Origin of the sequence: Salipiger bermudensis HTCC2601 (assembly GCF_000153725.1) — a bacterium.
Classification (GTDB): Bacteria; Pseudomonadota; Alphaproteobacteria; order Rhodobacterales; family Rhodobacteraceae; genus Salipiger; species Salipiger bermudensis.
Genome location: NZ_DS022276.1, coordinates 1,460,037 through 1,475,901, shown reverse-complemented (window position 1 = coordinate 1,475,901; position 15,865 = coordinate 1,460,037). Strand labels below are relative to the sequence as shown.

At 66.4% G+C, this 15,865-nt stretch carries 17 protein-coding genes; 5 read left to right on the top strand and 12 right to left on the bottom strand.

Features of this window, described 5'->3' with window-relative positions:
* Positions 1 to 24: 24 nt before the first annotated feature.
* Genes R2601_RS07045 through hslO form a run of 4 tightly spaced genes read right to left on the bottom strand, consistent with a single transcriptional unit; the run spans position 25 to position 3,350 of the window.
* Positions 25 to 609 carry a LysE family translocator gene (locus tag R2601_RS07045; RefSeq protein WP_007795708.1) on the bottom strand — a complete coding sequence of 195 codons (585 nt, stop codon included), beginning with the start codon at positions 607 to 609 and terminating at the stop codon, positions 25 to 27.
* 10 nt (positions 610 to 619) lie between these two features.
* Positions 620 to 1,711 carry a CCA tRNA nucleotidyltransferase gene (locus tag R2601_RS07040; protein ID WP_007795705.1) on the bottom strand — a complete coding sequence of 364 codons (1,092 nt, stop codon included), beginning with the start codon at positions 1,709 to 1,711 and terminating at the stop codon, positions 620 to 622.
* A gap of 53 nt (positions 1,712 to 1,764) precedes the next feature.
* Positions 1,765 to 2,370 carry a CoA pyrophosphatase gene (locus tag R2601_RS07035; protein WP_050768408.1) on the bottom strand — a complete coding sequence of 202 codons (606 nt, stop codon included), beginning with the start codon at positions 2,368 to 2,370 and terminating at the stop codon, positions 1,765 to 1,767.
* Positions 2,367 to 3,350 carry an Hsp33 family molecular chaperone HslO gene (hslO, locus tag R2601_RS07030; protein WP_007795698.1) on the bottom strand — a complete coding sequence of 328 codons (984 nt, stop codon included), beginning with the start codon at positions 3,348 to 3,350 and terminating at the stop codon, positions 2,367 to 2,369. Before hslO ends, R2601_RS07035 begins: the two co-directional genes overlap by 4 nt.
* A 77-nt stretch (positions 3,351 to 3,427) precedes the next feature.
* Between hslO and R2601_RS07025 the strand changes: the two genes are divergently transcribed.
* Positions 3,428 to 3,865, top strand: coding sequence for an NUDIX hydrolase (locus tag R2601_RS07025; RefSeq protein ID WP_007795695.1), 438 nt, complete (start codon positions 3,428 to 3,430; stop codon positions 3,863 to 3,865).
* 6 nt (positions 3,866 to 3,871) lie between these two features.
* Here the strand turns inward: R2601_RS07025 and R2601_RS07020 are convergent, their stop codons facing one another.
* Positions 3,872 to 5,119 carry a PP2C family protein-serine/threonine phosphatase gene (locus R2601_RS07020; RefSeq protein ID WP_007795692.1) on the bottom strand — a complete coding sequence of 416 codons (1,248 nt, stop codon included), beginning with the start codon at positions 5,117 to 5,119 and terminating at the stop codon, positions 3,872 to 3,874.
* A gap of 140 nt (positions 5,120 to 5,259) precedes the next feature.
* Between R2601_RS07020 and R2601_RS07015 the strand changes: the two genes are divergently transcribed.
* Positions 5,260 to 5,595 (top strand): Hpt domain-containing protein, encoded by a 336-nt coding sequence (locus tag R2601_RS07015; protein WP_007795689.1) that lies wholly within the window; start codon positions 5,260 to 5,262, stop codon positions 5,593 to 5,595.
* 71 nt (positions 5,596 to 5,666) lie between these two features.
* On the opposite strand, the gene ilvA is transcribed toward R2601_RS07015, so the two are convergent.
* Together ilvA and R2601_RS07005 are read right to left on the bottom strand one after the other, a co-directional pair.
* Complete coding sequence (gene ilvA / locus R2601_RS07010; RefSeq protein ID WP_040545195.1) at positions 5,667 to 6,893, bottom strand: threonine ammonia-lyase IlvA; 1,227 nt, start codon at positions 6,891 to 6,893, stop codon at positions 5,667 to 5,669.
* Positions 6,894 to 6,930: 37 nt separating this feature from the next.
* A complete protein-coding gene (locus R2601_RS07005) occupies positions 6,931 to 7,671 on the bottom strand; it encodes a hypothetical protein (RefSeq protein WP_007795679.1) in 741 nt (246 codons plus the stop codon).
* 131 nt (positions 7,672 to 7,802) lie between these two features.
* Here R2601_RS07005 and R2601_RS07000 point away from each other — a divergent pair, with 131 nt between their 5' ends.
* Together R2601_RS07000 and R2601_RS06995 are read left to right on the top strand one after the other, a co-directional pair.
* Positions 7,803 to 9,023, top strand: coding sequence for an argininosuccinate synthase (locus tag R2601_RS07000; RefSeq protein WP_007795677.1), 1,221 nt, complete (start codon positions 7,803 to 7,805; stop codon positions 9,021 to 9,023).
* Positions 9,024 to 9,198: 175 nt separating this feature from the next.
* Positions 9,199 to 9,612 (top strand): DUF1810 domain-containing protein, encoded by a 414-nt coding sequence (locus R2601_RS06995; protein ID WP_040545194.1) that lies wholly within the window; start codon positions 9,199 to 9,201, stop codon positions 9,610 to 9,612.
* A gap of 161 nt (positions 9,613 to 9,773) precedes the next feature.
* Here R2601_RS06995 and R2601_RS06990 read toward each other — a convergent pair whose 3' ends face one another.
* The 3 genes from R2601_RS06990 to R2601_RS06980 all read right to left on the bottom strand — a co-directional run bounded on the left by R2601_RS06990 (position 9,774) and on the right by R2601_RS06980 (position 11,906).
* Positions 9,774 to 10,184 (bottom strand): DUF7282 domain-containing protein, encoded by a 411-nt coding sequence (locus tag R2601_RS06990; protein WP_040544454.1) that lies wholly within the window; start codon positions 10,182 to 10,184, stop codon positions 9,774 to 9,776.
* A 112-nt stretch (positions 10,185 to 10,296) separates the two neighbouring features.
* Entirely contained in the window at positions 10,297 to 11,013 is a 717-nt protein-coding gene (locus tag R2601_RS06985) for a sulfotransferase-like domain-containing protein (RefSeq protein ID WP_007795671.1), read from the bottom strand.
* Positions 11,010 to 11,906, bottom strand: a complete 897-nt coding sequence (locus tag R2601_RS06980; protein WP_007795669.1) for a D-amino acid aminotransferase — start codon at positions 11,904 to 11,906, stop codon at positions 11,010 to 11,012. Before R2601_RS06980 ends, R2601_RS06985 begins: the two co-directional genes overlap by 4 nt.
* A 132-nt stretch (positions 11,907 to 12,038) precedes the next feature.
* On the opposite strand from R2601_RS06980, the gene msrA reads away from it, so the two are divergent.
* A complete protein-coding gene (gene msrA / locus R2601_RS06975) occupies positions 12,039 to 12,686 on the top strand; it encodes a peptide-methionine (S)-S-oxide reductase MsrA (protein WP_007795661.1) in 648 nt (215 codons plus the stop codon).
* 3 nt (positions 12,687 to 12,689) lie between these two features.
* Here msrA and R2601_RS06970 read toward each other — a convergent pair whose 3' ends face one another.
* Positions 12,690 to 13,568 carry a ribokinase gene (locus R2601_RS06970; protein ID WP_007795658.1) on the bottom strand — a complete coding sequence of 293 codons (879 nt, stop codon included), beginning with the start codon at positions 13,566 to 13,568 and terminating at the stop codon, positions 12,690 to 12,692.
* A 25-nt stretch (positions 13,569 to 13,593) separates the two neighbouring features.
* A complete protein-coding gene (locus tag R2601_RS06965; protein ID WP_007795656.1) occupies positions 13,594 to 15,849 on the bottom strand; it encodes an NADP-dependent malic enzyme in 2,256 nt (751 codons plus the stop codon).
* Positions 15,850 to 15,865: the final 16 nt, after the last annotated feature.

Sequence of the window (15,865 nt, the reverse complement as noted above, 5' to 3'; positions counted from 1 at the left end):
TGAGGGCGCAGTCTCCCCGATTCCCTACAGGAAGACCATGACGGAAAAACTGCCTAGAGCGACCGCCATGATGCGGGTGAAGACCCGCCACGCGGTCGGGGTGGTGAGCAGGTAGGTGAGCAGCGCGCCGGCGCTGGTCCAGAACAGGCAACAGACGAGATTGATGCCCGAGAACGCGGTGCCGAGTCGCACCGCCTCCCACCACGGGCCCGCGGTGCCGGGATAGGCCGAGGCCGCCGCCAGCGCCACCGCCCAGACCTTGGGGTTCACCCACTGGAACAGAACCGCCTCGATCAGGGTCATCGGGCGGTCGCGCTCGGCCTTGCCCTTGCGCCGGTCCGAGTGCCACAGCCCCCATGCCATGTAGAGCATCCAGCCGCTGGCGGCGATCTTCAGCGCCAGCTCCAGCATCGGGGCCTGCTGCAGCAGCGCCGCGATGCCAAGCCCGGTCAGCCCGGCGGTGATCCCCACACCCAGCACCACGCCGAAGAGATGCGGCAGCGTCCGGCGGATGCCGAAACGCGCGCCCGAGGCGGTGAGCAGCACCACGTTGGGGCCGGGCGAGAACAGGCCGAAAAAGACGAAGCCGTAGAGCGGGTCGATGGTCATGTGGGGACAGTCACTTCAAAAGGTCGGCCTTGGTCAGGGTGAAGCCGGACTCGATCCAGCGCCGCTCGCGCGCGCGCAGCTCATCGCCCAGCGCCGGGCCCTCGAACTCCGGCATCAGGTCGCGCGGGCGGATCGGCAGTGTGGCCCCTGCCCCAGTGGCGATCTGTGCCTCGAGATCTTCCGGCATCGGCTGGCCGAGGCTCGCAGAGCGCAGCGCCGCCACGTCGCGCGCCATCGCCTCGCCGTGGCGATAGGCGATCTCGGTATAGCCGGTGCCGGCGGAGATCAGGCTCTGATATGCCTCGAGATGCCTCTGTCGCGCCTTCGATAGCCGCAGGCTGCGGGCGTCGAAATAGCCCAGCACCGCGAGCCTGCGCATCGGATCGGGCGGCAGCGCCGCGCTTTGCTCGAGCGCCACCAGCGGCGCCAGCATCCGCGACGTGGCGCCGGGTAAGACCCGCGCCAGAACGCCCACCTGCTCCATCACCGCCACGGACGGCGCGGGATCAGAAGCCGAGAGCAACCGGGTGATCTCGTGTCCGACCCGCTCGGCCGAAAGCGCGGCGAGCCCGTCGAGATTGGTGGCGATGCCCGCCAGCGCCTCTTCATCGACGCCGGCGTCAGGATCACCGTACCAGGCGTGAAAGCGGAAGAAGCGCAGGATGCGGAGGTAATCCTCGCGGATGCGCTCGCCAGCATCGCGGATGAAGCGCACCCGGCGTGCCTCAAGGTCCGGCAAGCCGTTGAGCGGGTCGAGCACCTCGCCGCGTGCATCCGCATAAAGCGCGTTCATGGTGAAATCGCGCCGCGCCGCGTCCTCGGCGATGTCGTCTGAATAGCGCACCACGGCGCGTCGGCCATCGGTCTCGACATCGGCACGAAAGGTGGTGACCTCGTGGCCGATGCCCTCGGCCACCACGGTGACGGTGCCGTGGTCGATCCCCGTCGGCACCGGCTTCAGCCCGGCTGCCACGGCGAGCGCGACAACGGTGTCTGGGCGGGCATCGGTGGCGATATCCACGTCCGCCACCGGTGCCCCGAAGAGCGCGTTGCGAACGCAGCCGCCGACGGCGTAGGCGGCGTGCCCGGCCTGCTCCAGCATCGCAAGGACCTCTTGCGTCGACGCGCAGCTGAGCCAATCCCCCCCGACCCGTGTCACGGCGAGATCCGTCCGGCCAGGGCCCGCAGCATCCGCGCGGTGGCGCCCCAGATGTAATAGGGGCCGAAAGGCGCTGTGTAATAATAGCGCCGCTGCCCGCGCCAGCGTCGCCACTGAATGCTGTAGCGCGCCGGATCGGTGACATGATCGAAGGGCACGCGGAAGATCTCGGCCACCTCGCCGGGCTCGGCGATTGGGTCGAATGCGTCCCTGACAAGGCCCAGAACCGGGGTTGCGAGGAAGCCGGTCACCGTCTCGTGCGGCGCCATCGTGCCCAGAAGCTCGACCGCCTCGCGCGGCAGGCCGACCTCTTCATGCGCCTCGCGCAGCGCGGCGTCGACCGGGCCGTCATCGACTGGATCGACCTTGCCGCCGGGAAAGGCAATCTGGCCGGGGTGATGCTTGAGCCGCGACGAGCGCTTGGTGAGGAGTAGCTCGAGCCCGTTCTCGCCGGGCAGAAACGCGGCCAGCACACCGGCTGGCCGCAGCTTGCGATTGGGAGGCAGAACAGTTTCGGGGTTCAGATCGAAATCCGATGACGGGGTGTGCTCCCCCGTCACCGCCCGGCGCAATGCCGCGATCTGATCCTCCGTCCGGCTCACTTTTTTGCCTCGAACCCCACGCTTTCGGGATCAAGCTCGTAATGCGCGCCGCAGAACTGGCAATCGGCGGTGACGATCCCGTCCTCGGTGGTCATCTTCTCGATGTCGTTGGCCGAGTAGATCGACAGCGACTGGCGCACCCGGTCTTCCGAGCAGGTGCAGCCGAAGCGGACCGGCTGAGCGTCGAAGACCCTCGGCTGTTCCTCGTGGAACAGGCGCACCAGAAGGTCGGTCGGCGGCAGATCCGGGCCGATCAGCTCCAGCTCGTCGACGGTGTCGACGTGGAAATTCACCCGGCGCCAGTTCTCTTCCTCGTCACCATCGACGAGGTCCTCGGCGCGCAGAAGACCATTCTCGCCCGAGCCGCCCTCGCCGCTCTGGGCAAAGGGCGACGCCTTGGGCATGGTCTGGATCATCATGCCGCCGGCGCGCCACTCGCCCGAGCCATCCGCCTGCAAGGCGCGGCCGTAATTCAGCGCAAACCGCGTCGGCAGCTGCTCGGACTGGGCGAAATAGGCCTCGGCACAGGCCGCCAGCGAGCCGCCGGCGAGCGGCGTGATGCCTTGGTACGGCGTGGTGCCCTTGCCCTGGTCGATCAGGATCGCGAAATAGCCGTCCTCGAGCTGCTCGAACGCGGGCGCGTCGGACACCTTCTCCGGGTCGTAGCTGGCATAGGCACGAATGCGGGCGGGTTCGCCCTCCTTTTCGGGGGCGAAGTAATCGGTGGCGATCATCCGGAGCGCGCCACGCGTCTGGACCTGGAGCGAGAGCTTCCAGCGCAGCTTCACCGTCTGTCCGATCAGCGCCGTGAGCAGCGCCATCTCGGCCACCAGCGCCTCGACCGGCGCCGGGTAGTCGTGCTGGCTCAGGATGCCGTTGAGCACACCGTCGAGCCGCGCGACACGGCCCCGGATGTCGGAGAGGTCAAGCTGAAACGGAAGGACGGTGTCGTCCCAGGCAAGTTTGCTGCCGATGGTCATGGGGTTTCCTTATTTGCCGGGCGTTGGCATACCGGCACCATATAGGCAGGACAAGGCAGGAACCAAGGGGGCCTCCAATGATCGCACGCTATGGCCAGCCGCCCGAATCCGGGCGGCAATATACACTGCGCCCGGGGGCTTACGCGATCCTGCCCCGTGACGGGGCGCTGCTGCTGACCCACCAGACCGATCCCTGGCCCGAGTTCCAGCTGCCCGGAGGCGGCATCGATCCCGGCGAATCGCCGACCGAGGCGCTGCACCGCGAGGTGATGGAAGAGACCGGCTGGCGCATCGCCTGGCCGCGCCGCCTCGGCGCGTTCCGGCGCTTCACCTACATGCCCGAATACGATCTCTGGGCCGAGAAGCTCTGCATCATCTACATGGCGCATCCGGTGCGCCCGCTCGGCCCCCCGAGCGAGGACGGCCACAGCGCGCATTTCGTGGCGCCGGAGCTGGCCGCCGACATCCTCGGCAATCCCGGCGATTGCGACTTTGTGCGGCGCTTCGTGCTTTAGGCACCGTCATGGCCCGTCATATTCCACCAGCGCCGCCGAAACGTCATCCTCGAGCGGATGGCCTGGCGGCGTGAGCTGGCTCAGCCGCCAATAGAGATCGTCGAGAAACTCGGTCCCCCGCGCGGCGAGGCACTCCCGCACAAGCGCGATCAGGCCGTGATCATCGAGCATGCCACCACCACTCAGCCGCGCTTCGGTCATGCCGTCGGAATAGAGCAGGATGCGGTCGCCCGGCGCCAGCGACAGCCGTGTTTCCTCGTAGCGGGCATCCGCCAGCAGCCCGACCGGCAGACTGCCGACGCCGACAAACTCCATGCTGCCATCGGCGCGGATCAGCAGCGGTGGCGGATGACCGGCGCGCACCAGCGTCACCAGCCCCGAGCCCAGCTCGAGCGTGAGATAGGCCATGGTGAGGTACTCAAGAACCCCGGGATCCGCCGAGAGCCGCTGGTTCAGACGCATCGCCACCACCCTCGGAGGACAGAAGCTCATCTGTCTGTCGCGCCGCCGTTCGAGCGCGATGTTCTGATCGGGGAAATCGCCCCCGAGATAGCCCGCCACCCGCGCGGTCATCATCGCCGATGTGATGCCGTGGCCCGAGACGTCGATGCAATAGACCCCGACGCCCGTGGGATCGGGGCTGAACATGCCGACAAGATCGCCGCCCACATGGCCGCAGGGTTTCAGAAGCAGGCTGACGCTGGCGGTGCGGAAGCGCTGGAACCGCCTCGGCACCAGCGCCTCCTGAATGGTGCGCGCCTGCCGGAGATCCCGGTCGATGGCGTCATAGGCCCTGCGCAGCTTGGTCAGCGTCTCGGCCAGCTGGCGCTGGGTCGACAGGAGCCGCGCGCCGGCATTGATGCGGGCGCGCAGCTCGTCCGAACTGACGGGTTTGGTCAGGAAGTCATCCGCCCCGGCATCAAGCCCGCGCACGATGGCGCCGCGCTCGTTCTTCGAGGTGAGCAGGATGAAGTAGCCATAGCTGTCGCGCGGCAGCTGCCGGAACTGGCGGCAAAGCTCGAGCCCGTCCATCCCCGGCATCATCCAGTCCGACAGCACTGCGTCAAAGGCGATCTCCTCGCAGAGCGCCAGCGCCTCGGCGCCACTTTCGGCCTGCCAGACCTCGAACCCCCAATGTCGCATCATCGCGGCAAGGATCTTGAGCTGCACGGCGCTGTCATCGACCAGCAGGATGCGCTGCAGCGTGGCGCCCGAGGCGTTCGGGTCGGAAATGTCGGTGCGGTCCGGGTGCAAGCGCGGTCCTCGCTCGGGCAGGTTGCCGCTGTCTAGCCGATCCCCCCTAACGCTTCGTTTCCAACGATCCGACAGGCGGCAGGGCGCTGCGAAAGGATTTCTTCACGCTTTCCCGCTACCCCGGATCAAGGAGGTGTCCCATGATCGACTGGCCCCGCGTCGCGGAACTCCGCGATGAAATCGGCGTGACGGAATTCGACGAGGTTGTGCCACTCTTCCTGCAGGAGGTCGAAGCCACCATCGCCGACCTGCCTCTGCGTCTGCACAGCGCGCCCGAGACCGAAGCCGCGCTGCATTCGCTCCGCGGCAGTGCGCTGAATCTTGGGTTTTCAGCCTTTGCGGCGATCTGTGATGACTATGAGAAAACCGCCAGCGCCGGGGACACGGCCGGCATCGACATGACCCTCATAGCCGGCCTCTACGAACAGAGCCGCGAAGCCTTCCTGCGCGACCTGCCGAACCAAATCGCCGCCTGAGCCCGGCGCTCCCGTCGCGTGCTGTCCTCCGCAAGTGGCAGGAGCACGGGCTGGCGCGGCGCAGAGGATGCTCAGATCAGGAACTGTGCCAGCACCTCGTCATCGGTGATGTCGCGATAGGTGTAGCCATGCGCGTCGAGCTTGCGGAACAACTCGTCGAAATGCACCGGGTCCGAGGTCTCGATCCCGATCAGCACCGAGCCGAAATTGCGCGCCGATTTCTTCAGGTACTCGAACCGCGCGATATCGTCCTCCGGGCCAAGAAAGCCCAAGAAATCCTTCAGCGCGCCCGGCCGCTGCGGCAGACGCAGGATGAAGTACTTCTTCACACCCGAATAGCGCTGCGCCCGCTCCTTGACCTCTGGAAGACGCTCAAAATCGAAATTGCCGCCCGAGGTCACGCAGACCACGGTGCGCCCGCGGATCGACTGGCCCAGATCCTTGAGCGCATCCACCGCCAGTGCGCCGGCGGGCTCGAGCACCACGCCCTCGACATTCAGCATCTCGAGCATGGTTGTGCAGACCCGGTCCTCGCTGATGGTCAGCGTGTTGGCCAGCCCCACGCCCTTGAGCCGCGCAAAGGTCTTCTCGCCGATCTTCGCAACCGCGGCACCATCGGCAAAGTTGTCGACCCGCTCGAGCGGCACCGGGTGCCCCGCGCGAAGCGCCGCCTGCAGGCAGGCGCCGCCCCGCGGCTCGACAAAGGTGTACTGGCAGTCATTGCCGAAATAGCTCAGCACCCCCGAGCCAAGCCCGCCGCCGCCCACCGGGATCACCACGTGATCCGGCACCCGGCCAAGCTGGCCCTCGGTCTCGACCGCGACGCTGGCCTGCCCCTCGATCACGTCCTCGTCGTCGAAGGGCGACAGGAAATGCCCGCCCTTCTCGGCGCAGAAGGCCTGCGCGGCGGCGAGCGTGTCGTCGAAGTAGTCGCCGGTCATCACCAGCTCGACCGCATCCCCGCCGAACATCCGGGTCTTCTGGATCTTCTGGTCCGGCGTCGTCACCGGCATGAAGATCACGCCCTTCTTGCCGAACTGGCGGCACATGAAGGCCACGCCCTGCGCGTGGTTGCCGGCGCTTGCCGCGACGAAAAGCTCGGCCTCGGGCCGCTTGCGCATGGCATTGAAGGCGCCGCGCAGCTTGTAGCTGCGCACCGGGCTCAGGTCCTCGCGCTTGAGCCAGACATCGGCGCCGAAACGCTCGCTGAGATGGGCGTTGCGCAGAAGCGGTGTCTCGGGGAAGACCTCGCGCATCGCCACCGCGGCGGCGCGAGCCTTGTCTTGAAAGCTGTCCATGGCCGAGAGTTGGCGCATCACCCCCGACAAGGCAAGCCTAGTCGAGCGCACGTCCCTCGACAAAACACCCATAAAGCGTGGTCAGCACGGAAATGCCGATCATCGTCGCGAACCAGTTGACGACGATGGAATAGATCAGGCTGATCACCGAGCTGCTGTCGCCATCGATCATCGCCGGGACGCTGATCAGGAACTGCCCCGCCATGACGATCAGCGCCAGCACCAGGATCGCCTTGTCGTCCTTGGCCGTCGCCTTCCACGATTCGCCAAGGCTCAAGGTCTCGCCAAGCGCCGCCGCCGGCAGGATCAACCCGATGCGGAAGAACACGTAGCTGGCCAGCCCAACCAGACCGAAGGCCACGAGCCCGACCAGCCCGGGTGCCGCCATGGCCACGCCCATCGCCAGCCCGCCGATCACCGCGATGCCAAGCCCGATGAGCAGGCCGATGACGATGGACCGGCCGAGATAGCTCAGCATCTCCGAGCCATGCCACGCTGGCAGCCAGCCGCGCGGCGTCTCTCCGGTCAGCACGAACCGGTGCCAGCCGACGGCGATCCACAGGCTCGCCACCAGCGCAAGTATCATCAGGATCAGCAATTCTCCGGCCGCCACCGGCGCCGCGGCGGGATCACCGCCCATCGGATCGGCCTGCGGCATCATGAAGGTCACGATCTGCGACGCCGCCTGCAACAGGTAGAGCACCGCCGACACGCGCAGCGCCGGGCCAAGGTTGTCCAGCACCATCCGCACCGAATGCATGAAGATCTTCCAGCCCATGAACCTGCCCATCTTTTCCGCCGCGTCCCGGCAGGGCTAGCACAGCCCGAGGGGGCGTCAACGCCCGATCCTTGCCCCTGCGTCGAAAAGGCGGTAACCCGCGCTCCAGTTTGCACGTGAGGAAAACCCAGATGTCCGCGCCCAAGAAAGTCGTCCTGGCCTATTCCGGTGGCCTCGACACCTCGATCATCCTGAAATGGCTCCAGACGGAGTATGGCTGTGAGGTCGTCACCTTCACCGCCGATCTCGGCCAGGGAGAAGAGCTCGAACCCGCCCGCAAGAAGGCAGAGATGCTGGGCGTGTCCGAGGTCTATATCGAGGACCTCCGAGAGGAGTTCGTGCGCGATTTCGTGTTCCCGATGTTCCGGGCCAACGCGCTCTACGAAGGGCTCTACCTGCTGGGCACCTCGATCGCGCGGCCGCTGATCTCCAAGCGGCTGGTCGAGATCGCCGCAGCCGAGGGCGCCGACGCGGTCGCCCACGGTGCCACCGGCAAGGGCAACGACCAGGTGCGCTTCGAGCTGGCCTGCTACGCGCTCAACCCCGACATCAAGGTGATCGCGCCGTGGCGCCTGTGGGACCTCACCTCGCGGACCCGCCTGATCGACTTCGCCGAGAAGAACCAGATCCCGATCGCCAAGGACAAGCGCGGCGAGGCGCCGTTCTCGGTCGACGCAAACCTGCTGCATACGTCCTCCGAGGGCAAGGTGCTCGAGAACCCGGCCGACGAGGCGCCCGATTACGTGCTTCAGCGCACCGTTCCGGTCGAACAGGCGCCCGATGAGCCCGAATTCATCGAAATCGGTTTCGAGAAGGGCGACGCGGTGTCGATCAACGGCGAGGCGATGTCGCCGGCCACGATCCTGACCCGGCTCAACGAGCTTGGCGGCAAGCACGGCATCGGCGTGCTGGATCTCGTGGAGAACCGCTTCGTCGGCATGAAGTCGCGCGGCATCTACGAGACGCCGGGCGGCACCGTTCTGCTTGAGGCGCATCGCGGCATCGAGCAGATCACCCTCGATTCCGGCTCCGGTCACCTCAAGGACTCGATCATGCCGCGCTATGCCGAGCTGATCTACAACGGCTTCTGGTTCTCGCCCGAGCGCGAGATGCTGCAGGCGCTGATCGACAAGAGCCAGGAGCACGTGACCGGCACCGTCCGTCTCAAGCTCTACAAGGGCGTTGCCCGCACCGTGGCGCGCTGGTCCGAGCACTCGCTCTATTCCGAGGCCCACGTGACCTTCGAGGACGATGCCGGCGCCTACAACCAGGAAGACGCCAAGGGCTTCATCCAGCTCAACGCGCTGCGCCTGAAACTGCTGGCCGCGCGCGACCGCCGCTTCAAAGGCTGAGCCAAGCCTCGGAGGTCTGCAAGGATTGCCCCCGCCGGACATGCCTCCGGCGGGGATATTTTTTGGCCAGAAGAAGACAGGGGCGCTTCCCTCATGGCCTCTTCTGGCCGAAAATATCCCGGGGAGTCCGCGCCTCGCGCGGGCGGAGCAGCGCCCCAATGGCCCGGAGGGCATCATGGCAGAGCTTCAGGAGTTCGTTCAGGCGCAGGATCGCCACTGGCCGCAGATCCTTGCCGAGCTGCGCGATGGGCGGAAGGCCACGCACTGGATCTGGTACGTGTTTCCGCAGCTTGACAGTCTGGGCCGGTCGCAGATGGCCCGGCATTTCGGCCTGACCGGGCGCGACGAGGCGGCAGACTATCTCGCACATCCGGTGCTCGGCCCACGGCTCCGGGACGCGACCGAGCTTTTGCTGCGGCACGAGGACACGGCACCGGAGGACATCCTAGGCCCCGTCGACGCGCTCAAGGTACGGTCCTGCATGACGCTTTTCGAGGCGGTGCCGGGCGCGCCGGGCTGTTTCCGAGAGGTGCTGAACTTGCTCTATGCGGGGCAAAGATGCCCTGTCACACGTGAAGCACTGACCTGAGGCGGAAAGGAAAGCCTGAGGCGTAAAAGAAAACGCCGCCCCCGCGGCCAGTGCGGGGACGGCACCGAAGACCGTCGTTGAGCCAGGAAGGGCGGCCTTCGGTTACTTGTTACGGGTACCGGTCACTCGTTACGAAAACCGTCTACTCGTGAACACAAAACTCATTCGACGGTGATCGTGGTCATCACCAGATCGCCATCGACACGGATCGGGCCATCTTCCTTGGCACCCAGCGTGTATTCGAAAACGCCGGTTTCCATGCCGCCTGCTTCCGCGTGCACCATCAGCATCAGCATGTCGCCCGACGCCACCTCTTCGGTAAGGATCGCGGCCACGTCCATGGTCTCGCCGGCGCGCAGCGGCGCGTGGCCGACCACGGGACCCGGCTTCATCTCGGCATCGGTGCGGTGCACCACCAGCCAGCCATTCTCGCTCGCGGCGACCTTCTCGGCGCTGACGATGCCGTTCGACACGCTCTGATCCATCGCCTCGACCATCGGGGCCATGTGGTCATCCGCGAAGGCGGAACTGGCGGTCAGGGTCAGGGCGGCGGCAATTGCGAAACTCTTCATCATACTCTCCTGTCGTGTCTTGGGCAGGCAACCGAATGTTGCCCGATCTGCCCTAAGCCACGGCGGCCGGGAGGTCGGAGTTTCAGCAAGATCGAAAAAATCTGAAAAAAAATCAGATCAGCGTCGCGGAGCGCATCTTCTCGTAGGGCTCCATGGCCTCGTCGGCGAGCGCCCTGGCCCGCCCCTCGAGCACCGGGAAAGGTCCTTCCGGCCCGGCAAACCCGGTCGAGCGATGCACCGAGGCGTACCAATGCGGCGCCCAGACGCCATCCTGCGCGTGGCCGCCAGCGGGCCAGTTCAGCATCGCCGGGTCGAACGCCAGCCCGATCGCTTCGCAAAGCGCCCGCAGCTTGCCCTCGGGATCGCGGCGGATGTCGGCGCTGTCGATGACGTAAGGGGTGAGCCCGAGGGACGTGACATGCTCGTAGAGCTCGGCCTGCAAAGCGAAGCCGATATCGGCGGCGGTGGGGTTCTCGTAGCCCTTGGAGAAACTCGCCACCACCCGCGCCGGGTGGCGCAGCAGGAAGACGTTGACGCAATCCGCCATGAAATCGCGCGGCATGCCGGGGATCATGTGCTGGCACATGTGCTTGTGATAAGCGTGCGGCTTGCCCCCCGGGATCGGCCCCGAAAGCTGCGCCGCGACTGCCTCGCCGCTCTCCGGGCGGCTGGCCATGATCTCGTCGCCCATCGGATGCGCCAGCCCGGTCATGCGCAGGTAAGGCCCGTAGAACGGCTCGTCGATGACATGAAAGTCGGCGCGGTTGCCGAAGGCGTACATCATCGCGGTCGACAGGTTCCGCGGGCCCGACCACATGGCAATCTTCATGACGTTACAAGCTCCTTGTAGAGCGCCCGGAGGCGCTTCGTCACCGGGCCCATCTCGCCCGTGCCGATGCGGCGGCCGTCGATCTCGCCCACCGGGGTCTGCGCCCCGAAGGTGCCGGTGAGGAAGGCCTCGTCGGCGCCGTAGGTGTCGACCAGCGAGTAATTGCGCTCATACACCGGGATGTCGTTGGCGCGGCAGAGGTCGATCACCTTATGCCGCGTGATGCCGTTCATGCAGTAATCACCCGTGGAGGTCCAAACCGCGCCCTTGCGCACGATGAAGAAGTTGCAGGCGTTGGTGGTGTTCACGAAGCCATGCACGTCGAGCATCAGCGCCTCGTCGGCACCGGCCTTCTCGGCGGCGATGCAGGCGAGGATGCAGTTGAGCTTGGAATGCGAGTTGAGCTTGGGGTCCTGCGTCATCGGCAGGCCGCGCTGGTGCGGCACGGTGGCGAGCCGGATCGGACGCGGGATCGAAGGCTGCGAGTGCTCCATCAGGATCACCACCGTCGGCCCCTGCACCGACAGGCCCGGATGCTGGAAAGGCCGTGTCTTGATGCCCCGCGTCACCATCAGGCGGCAATGTGCGTCGGTGACCATGCCGTTGGCCGCGCGCGTCTCCTCAATCGCATCGAGCAGCTCGGCCCGGGTCAGGCCGATGTCGAGGTCGATGGCCAGCGCCGCCTCGAACAGCCGGTCGAGGTGTTCGTCGATGAAGCTCCAGCGCCCGTCATAGAGCCGCAGCCCCTCCCAGATGCCGTCGCCCAGCATGAAGCCGGAATCGTAGACCGAGACCAGCGCCTCCGCCTTGCGTTTGAGCGCGCCATTGACCCAGATGAGGATCTCTTCGTTGCGGGCGTCGTCCTGCGCCTGATGTGTCGTGACCTTGTCCATGAGCGCCACGCTAGGAGCGTTTCGGCCCGGGCGGAAGGGGTCACGCGCGCTCACCATGCGGTGAAATCGCGTTGCAGCGATTGATTGCGCAGCGCGCAGGCCGCAGCCTGTTGCGCAAAGGGAGGACGCATCATGTTCCGCAGCATCATTCTATCCGCACTGATCGTCATGGGGCTCTGCGTGCAGTCGCAGCGCGCCGAAGCCGGAGAGCGCCGCGACATCGTCGTGGCGGGCGGCTGCTTCTGGTGCGTCGAGGCCGATTTCGAGAAGGTGCGCGGCGTGCTGGGCGCGGTCTCGGGCTATACCGGCGGCACAACCGCCAACCCGACCTACAAGGAGGTCAGCCGCGGCGGCACCGGGCATTACGAGGCGGTGAAGATCACCTATGACAGCGCTCAGGTGAGCGCCGGGCAACTCTACGACATGTTCTTCCGCTCGGTCGATCCGACCGATGCCGGTGGCCAGTTCTGCGACCGGGGCGAAAGCTACCGCACAGCGATCTTCGTCTCTGATGCCGGGGAAAAGGCCGCCGCCGAGCAGGCCAAGGCCCAGGCACAGGCGGCGCTCGGGCAGTCCATCGTCACGCCGATCCTGCAGGGTGCGCGGTTCTACGAGGCCGAGGACTATCACCAGGACTACTACAAGTCCGACGACCTGATCCTGTCGCGCTTTGGCCCGATCTCGAAGGCCAAGGCCTATGTGCGCTACCGCGATGCCTGCGGCCGCGACCAGCGCGTCCGCCAGCTCTGGGGCAGCGACGCGCCCTTCGTCGGCGGCTGAGGCTCAGCCCAGACGGGCGTCCTGCACGTCCTTTAGGTCGGGGATGACATCGGCGGTGCCGCGGCGGGTCACCATGATCGCCGCGGCGCGGGTCGCGAGATCGACCGCCTGCTTGAGCGGCATGCCACGGTCAATGCCGGCGATCAGGTAGCCTGTGAAGGTGTCCCCTGCCCCGGTCGTGTCCACCGCATTGACCTTTGGCGCGGCAAAGCGCTCAGGCTTCCAGCCGTTCTCTGCAAGGTGGATGCGGCAGCCGTCCCCCCCCTCGGTCACGATCACCGTCTTCACACCCATGCGCGGCAGATCGAGCCCGGTCGCTTCCTCGAGCTGCGCCATCTCGACCGCGTTGAGCACGAGGATGTCGGTGTGATCGAGCACCGCCAGCGCCGCCTCGGCCTCGAACGGCGCGGCGGCATAGGCGACACGCAGCCCGAGCTTGCGGGCCATGCGCGCCGCCTCGGGCTGCAACAGGGTCTCGTTCTGCATCAGGAGAATGTCGCCGGTATCGGCATCCGCCAACACGCGGCCAAGTAATTCCTCGGGGATCGCGTGGTTGGCGCCGTGATGGATGACAATGGAGTTCTCGCCCTGCCCGTCGACAAGAATGATCGCATGGCCGGTGGCCGCGTCGACCGTGGCGATGTGGCGGGTGTCGACGCCGTATTCCATCAGACGCTCGACCGCCCAGCCACCCTCCTTGCCGACGGCGCCGATATGCACGACGCGCCCCGCCGCGCGGGCGGCGGCGACCGACATGTTGGCGCCCTTGCCACCAAGCCCCCGGATCATCTCGGAGGCGGCGAGGGTCTCGCCCGGCAGCGGCAGGTGAGGCACGGAATAAGCCAGATCCGCGTTGATCGAGCCAAGATTGTAGATCGTCATCCGTGCCTCCTCCGGTGCTTTGCGGTCAGCCTACCTTGCAGGCTGCCAGGACCGCCATGTTCAGGATGTCATTGGCGGTCATGTTGGTCGAGCAGATCTGGATCGACTTGTCGATGCCGGCGAGGATCGGCCCCACCACCGTGGCACCCGCCATCTCCTGCATCAGCTTGACCGAGATCGATGCCGAGTGCCGCGCCGGCACCACGAGGATGTTGGCCGGCCCGGTGAGACGCTGGAACGGATAGGCCTCCTGCGCCTTCGGGTTCAGCGCCACGTCGACCGTCATCTCGCCCTCGTACTCGAAGTCGACGCCGCGCTCGTCGAGCACCTGCGGCGCGAGATGCATCTTCTGCGCCCGCTCCGAAACCGGGTAGCCGAAGGTCGAGAACGACACGAAGGCCACGCGCGGCTCCATGCCGAGATGCCGCGCCACGTCGGCGGCGCGCTCGGCGATGGTGGCGAGGTCGTGCTGCTCGGGCCATTCATGCACCAGCGTATCCGAGATCAGCACGATCCGGCCATTGAGCAGCAGCGCCGTGACGCCGACCGCGCCATGCTGGGCGTCGGCATCGAATACGGTGTTGATGCGCTCGAGCACGTGCGCCGACTTGCGCGTCGCACCGGTGACAAGACCATCGGCATGACCGTGTGCCAGCATCAGCGAGGCAAAGACGTGACGGTCGCGCGCGGCCATCCGGTGGATGTCCTTCAGGTCGCGACCACGACGTTGCAGCCGCTGGTAGAGGAAATCCTTGTAGGTATCGAGATACCGGGTGTTGCCCGCGTTGACGATCTCGAGCTCGCGGAAGGCGTCGGCCAGTCCGGCCTGCTCGAGCTTCTGTTTCACGTCGTCCTCGCGGCCGACCACCAGTGCCTTGCCCAGCCCGTTGCGCTGGTACATCACGGCGGCGCGCAGCACGCGCGGATCGTCACCCTCGGCGAAGATCATCCGCGCCTGCGCCTGACGCGCCCGGTTGTTGATGCTGCGGATGATCGGTGCGGTCGAATCCATGCGGCCCCGAAGCGTCTCTTCATAGGCCTCCATGTCGATGATCGGCCGCCGCGCGGCGCCGGTCTCCATGCCGGCCTTTGCCACCGCGGGCGGGATGCGGTGGATGAGGCGCGGATCGAACGGCGTGGGAATGATGTAGTCGCGACCAAAGGCCAGCTGCTTGCCATAGGCAAGGCCGACCTCGTCGGGCACGTCCTCGCGCGCAATGGCGGCGAGCGCCTCGGCACAGGCGATCTTCATCTCGTCATTGATCGCACGGGCGTGGATGTCGAGCGCACCGCGGAAGAGATAGGGAAAGCCCAGAACGTTGTTGACCTGGTTGGGGTAGTCGCTGCGTCCGGTGGCCACGATGGCGTCGGGCCGCACTTCATGCGCCTCTTCGGGCGTGATCTCGGGATCGGGGTTGGCCATGGCAAAGATCACCGGGTTCTCGGCCATGCTCTCGACCATGGCCTGCGTCACCGCGCCCTTGGCCGAGACGCCGAGGAACACGTCCGCCCCGGCCATCGCCTCTTCCAGCGTGCGCAGATCGGTGCGCGCCGCGTGGGCCGATTTCCACTGGTTCATGCCCTCGCTGCGGCCCTGGTAGATCACGCCCTTGGTGTCGCACATGATGCAGTTGTCATGCTTGGCGCCCATCGCCTTGACCAGTTCAAGGCAGGCGATCCCCGCAGCGCCGGCACCGTTCAGCACGATGCGGCACTCCTCGATCTTCTTGCCGCTCAGGTGCAGCGCGTTGATCAGGCCGGCGGCGCAGATCACCGCGGTGCCGTGCTGGTCATCGTGGAAGACCGGGATGTCGCACTCTTCCTTGAGGCGCTGCTCGATGATGAAACACTCGGGCGCCTTGATGTCCTCGAGGTTGATGCCACCGAACGTCGGCGACATCAGCTTTACCGCGCGGATGATCTCTTCGGGGTCCTCGGTGTCGAGCTCGATGTCGATCGAGTTCACGTCGGCGAAGCGCTTGAACAGCACCGACTTGCCCTCCATCACCGGCTTCGAGCCGAGCGCGCCGAGATTGCCCAGCCCCAGCACCGCGGTGCCGTTCGAGATCACCGCGACGAGGTTGCCCTTGTTGGTGTAGTCATAGGCCAGCTCGGGGTTCTCGGCGATGTCCTCGCAGGGCACGGCAACGCCCGGGGAATAGGCCAGCGACAGGTCGCGCTGCGTGGTCATCGGGACGGTGGCCTTCACCTCCCACTTGCCGGGGGTGGGCTCGAGGTGGAAGGCGAGCGCCTCTTCCCGGGTATATTTCGTCTTGGCCATGTCGTCTCTCTCCAGC

Bases quoted from the DNA above. Each gene is read 5' to 3' on its own strand.
- R2601_RS07045 (WP_007795708.1), bottom strand. From the start codon at position 609: ATGACCATCGACCCGCTCTACGGCTTCGTCTTTTTCGGCCTGTTCTCG.
- R2601_RS07040 (WP_007795705.1), bottom strand. From the start codon at position 1,711: ATGCTGGAGCAGGCCGGGCACGCCGCCTACGCCGTCGGCGGCTGCGTT.
- hslO (WP_007795698.1), bottom strand. From the start codon at position 3,350: ATGACCATCGGCAGCAAACTTGCCTGGGACGACACCGTCCTTCCGTTT.
- R2601_RS07025 (WP_007795695.1), top strand. From the start codon at position 3,428: ATGATCGCACGCTATGGCCAGCCGCCCGAATCCGGGCGGCAATATACA.
- R2601_RS07015 (WP_007795689.1), top strand. From the start codon at position 5,260: ATGATCGACTGGCCCCGCGTCGCGGAACTCCGCGATGAAATCGGCGTG.
- ilvA (WP_040545195.1), bottom strand. From the start codon at position 6,893: ATGGACAGCTTTCAAGACAAGGCTCGCGCCGCCGCGGTGGCGATGCGC.
- R2601_RS07005 (WP_007795679.1), bottom strand. From the start codon at position 7,671: ATGGGCTGGAAGATCTTCATGCATTCGGTGCGGATGGTGCTGGACAAC.
- R2601_RS07000 (WP_007795677.1), top strand. From the start codon at position 7,803: ATGTCCGCGCCCAAGAAAGTCGTCCTGGCCTATTCCGGTGGCCTCGAC.
- R2601_RS06995 (WP_040545194.1), top strand. From the start codon at position 9,199: ATGGCAGAGCTTCAGGAGTTCGTTCAGGCGCAGGATCGCCACTGGCCG.
- R2601_RS06990 (WP_040544454.1), bottom strand. From the start codon at position 10,184: ATGAAGAGTTTCGCAATTGCCGCCGCCCTGACCCTGACCGCCAGTTCC.
- R2601_RS06985 (WP_007795671.1), bottom strand. From the start codon at position 11,013: ATGAAGATTGCCATGTGGTCGGGCCCGCGGAACCTGTCGACCGCGATG.
- R2601_RS06980 (WP_007795669.1), bottom strand. From the start codon at position 11,906: ATGGACAAGGTCACGACACATCAGGCGCAGGACGACGCCCGCAACGAA.
- msrA (WP_007795661.1), top strand. From the start codon at position 12,039: ATGTTCCGCAGCATCATTCTATCCGCACTGATCGTCATGGGGCTCTGC.
- R2601_RS06970 (WP_007795658.1), bottom strand. From the start codon at position 13,568: ATGACGATCTACAATCTTGGCTCGATCAACGCGGATCTGGCTTATTCC.
- R2601_RS06965 (WP_007795656.1), bottom strand. From the start codon at position 15,849: ATGGCCAAGACGAAATATACCCGGGAAGAGGCGCTCGCCTTCCACCTC.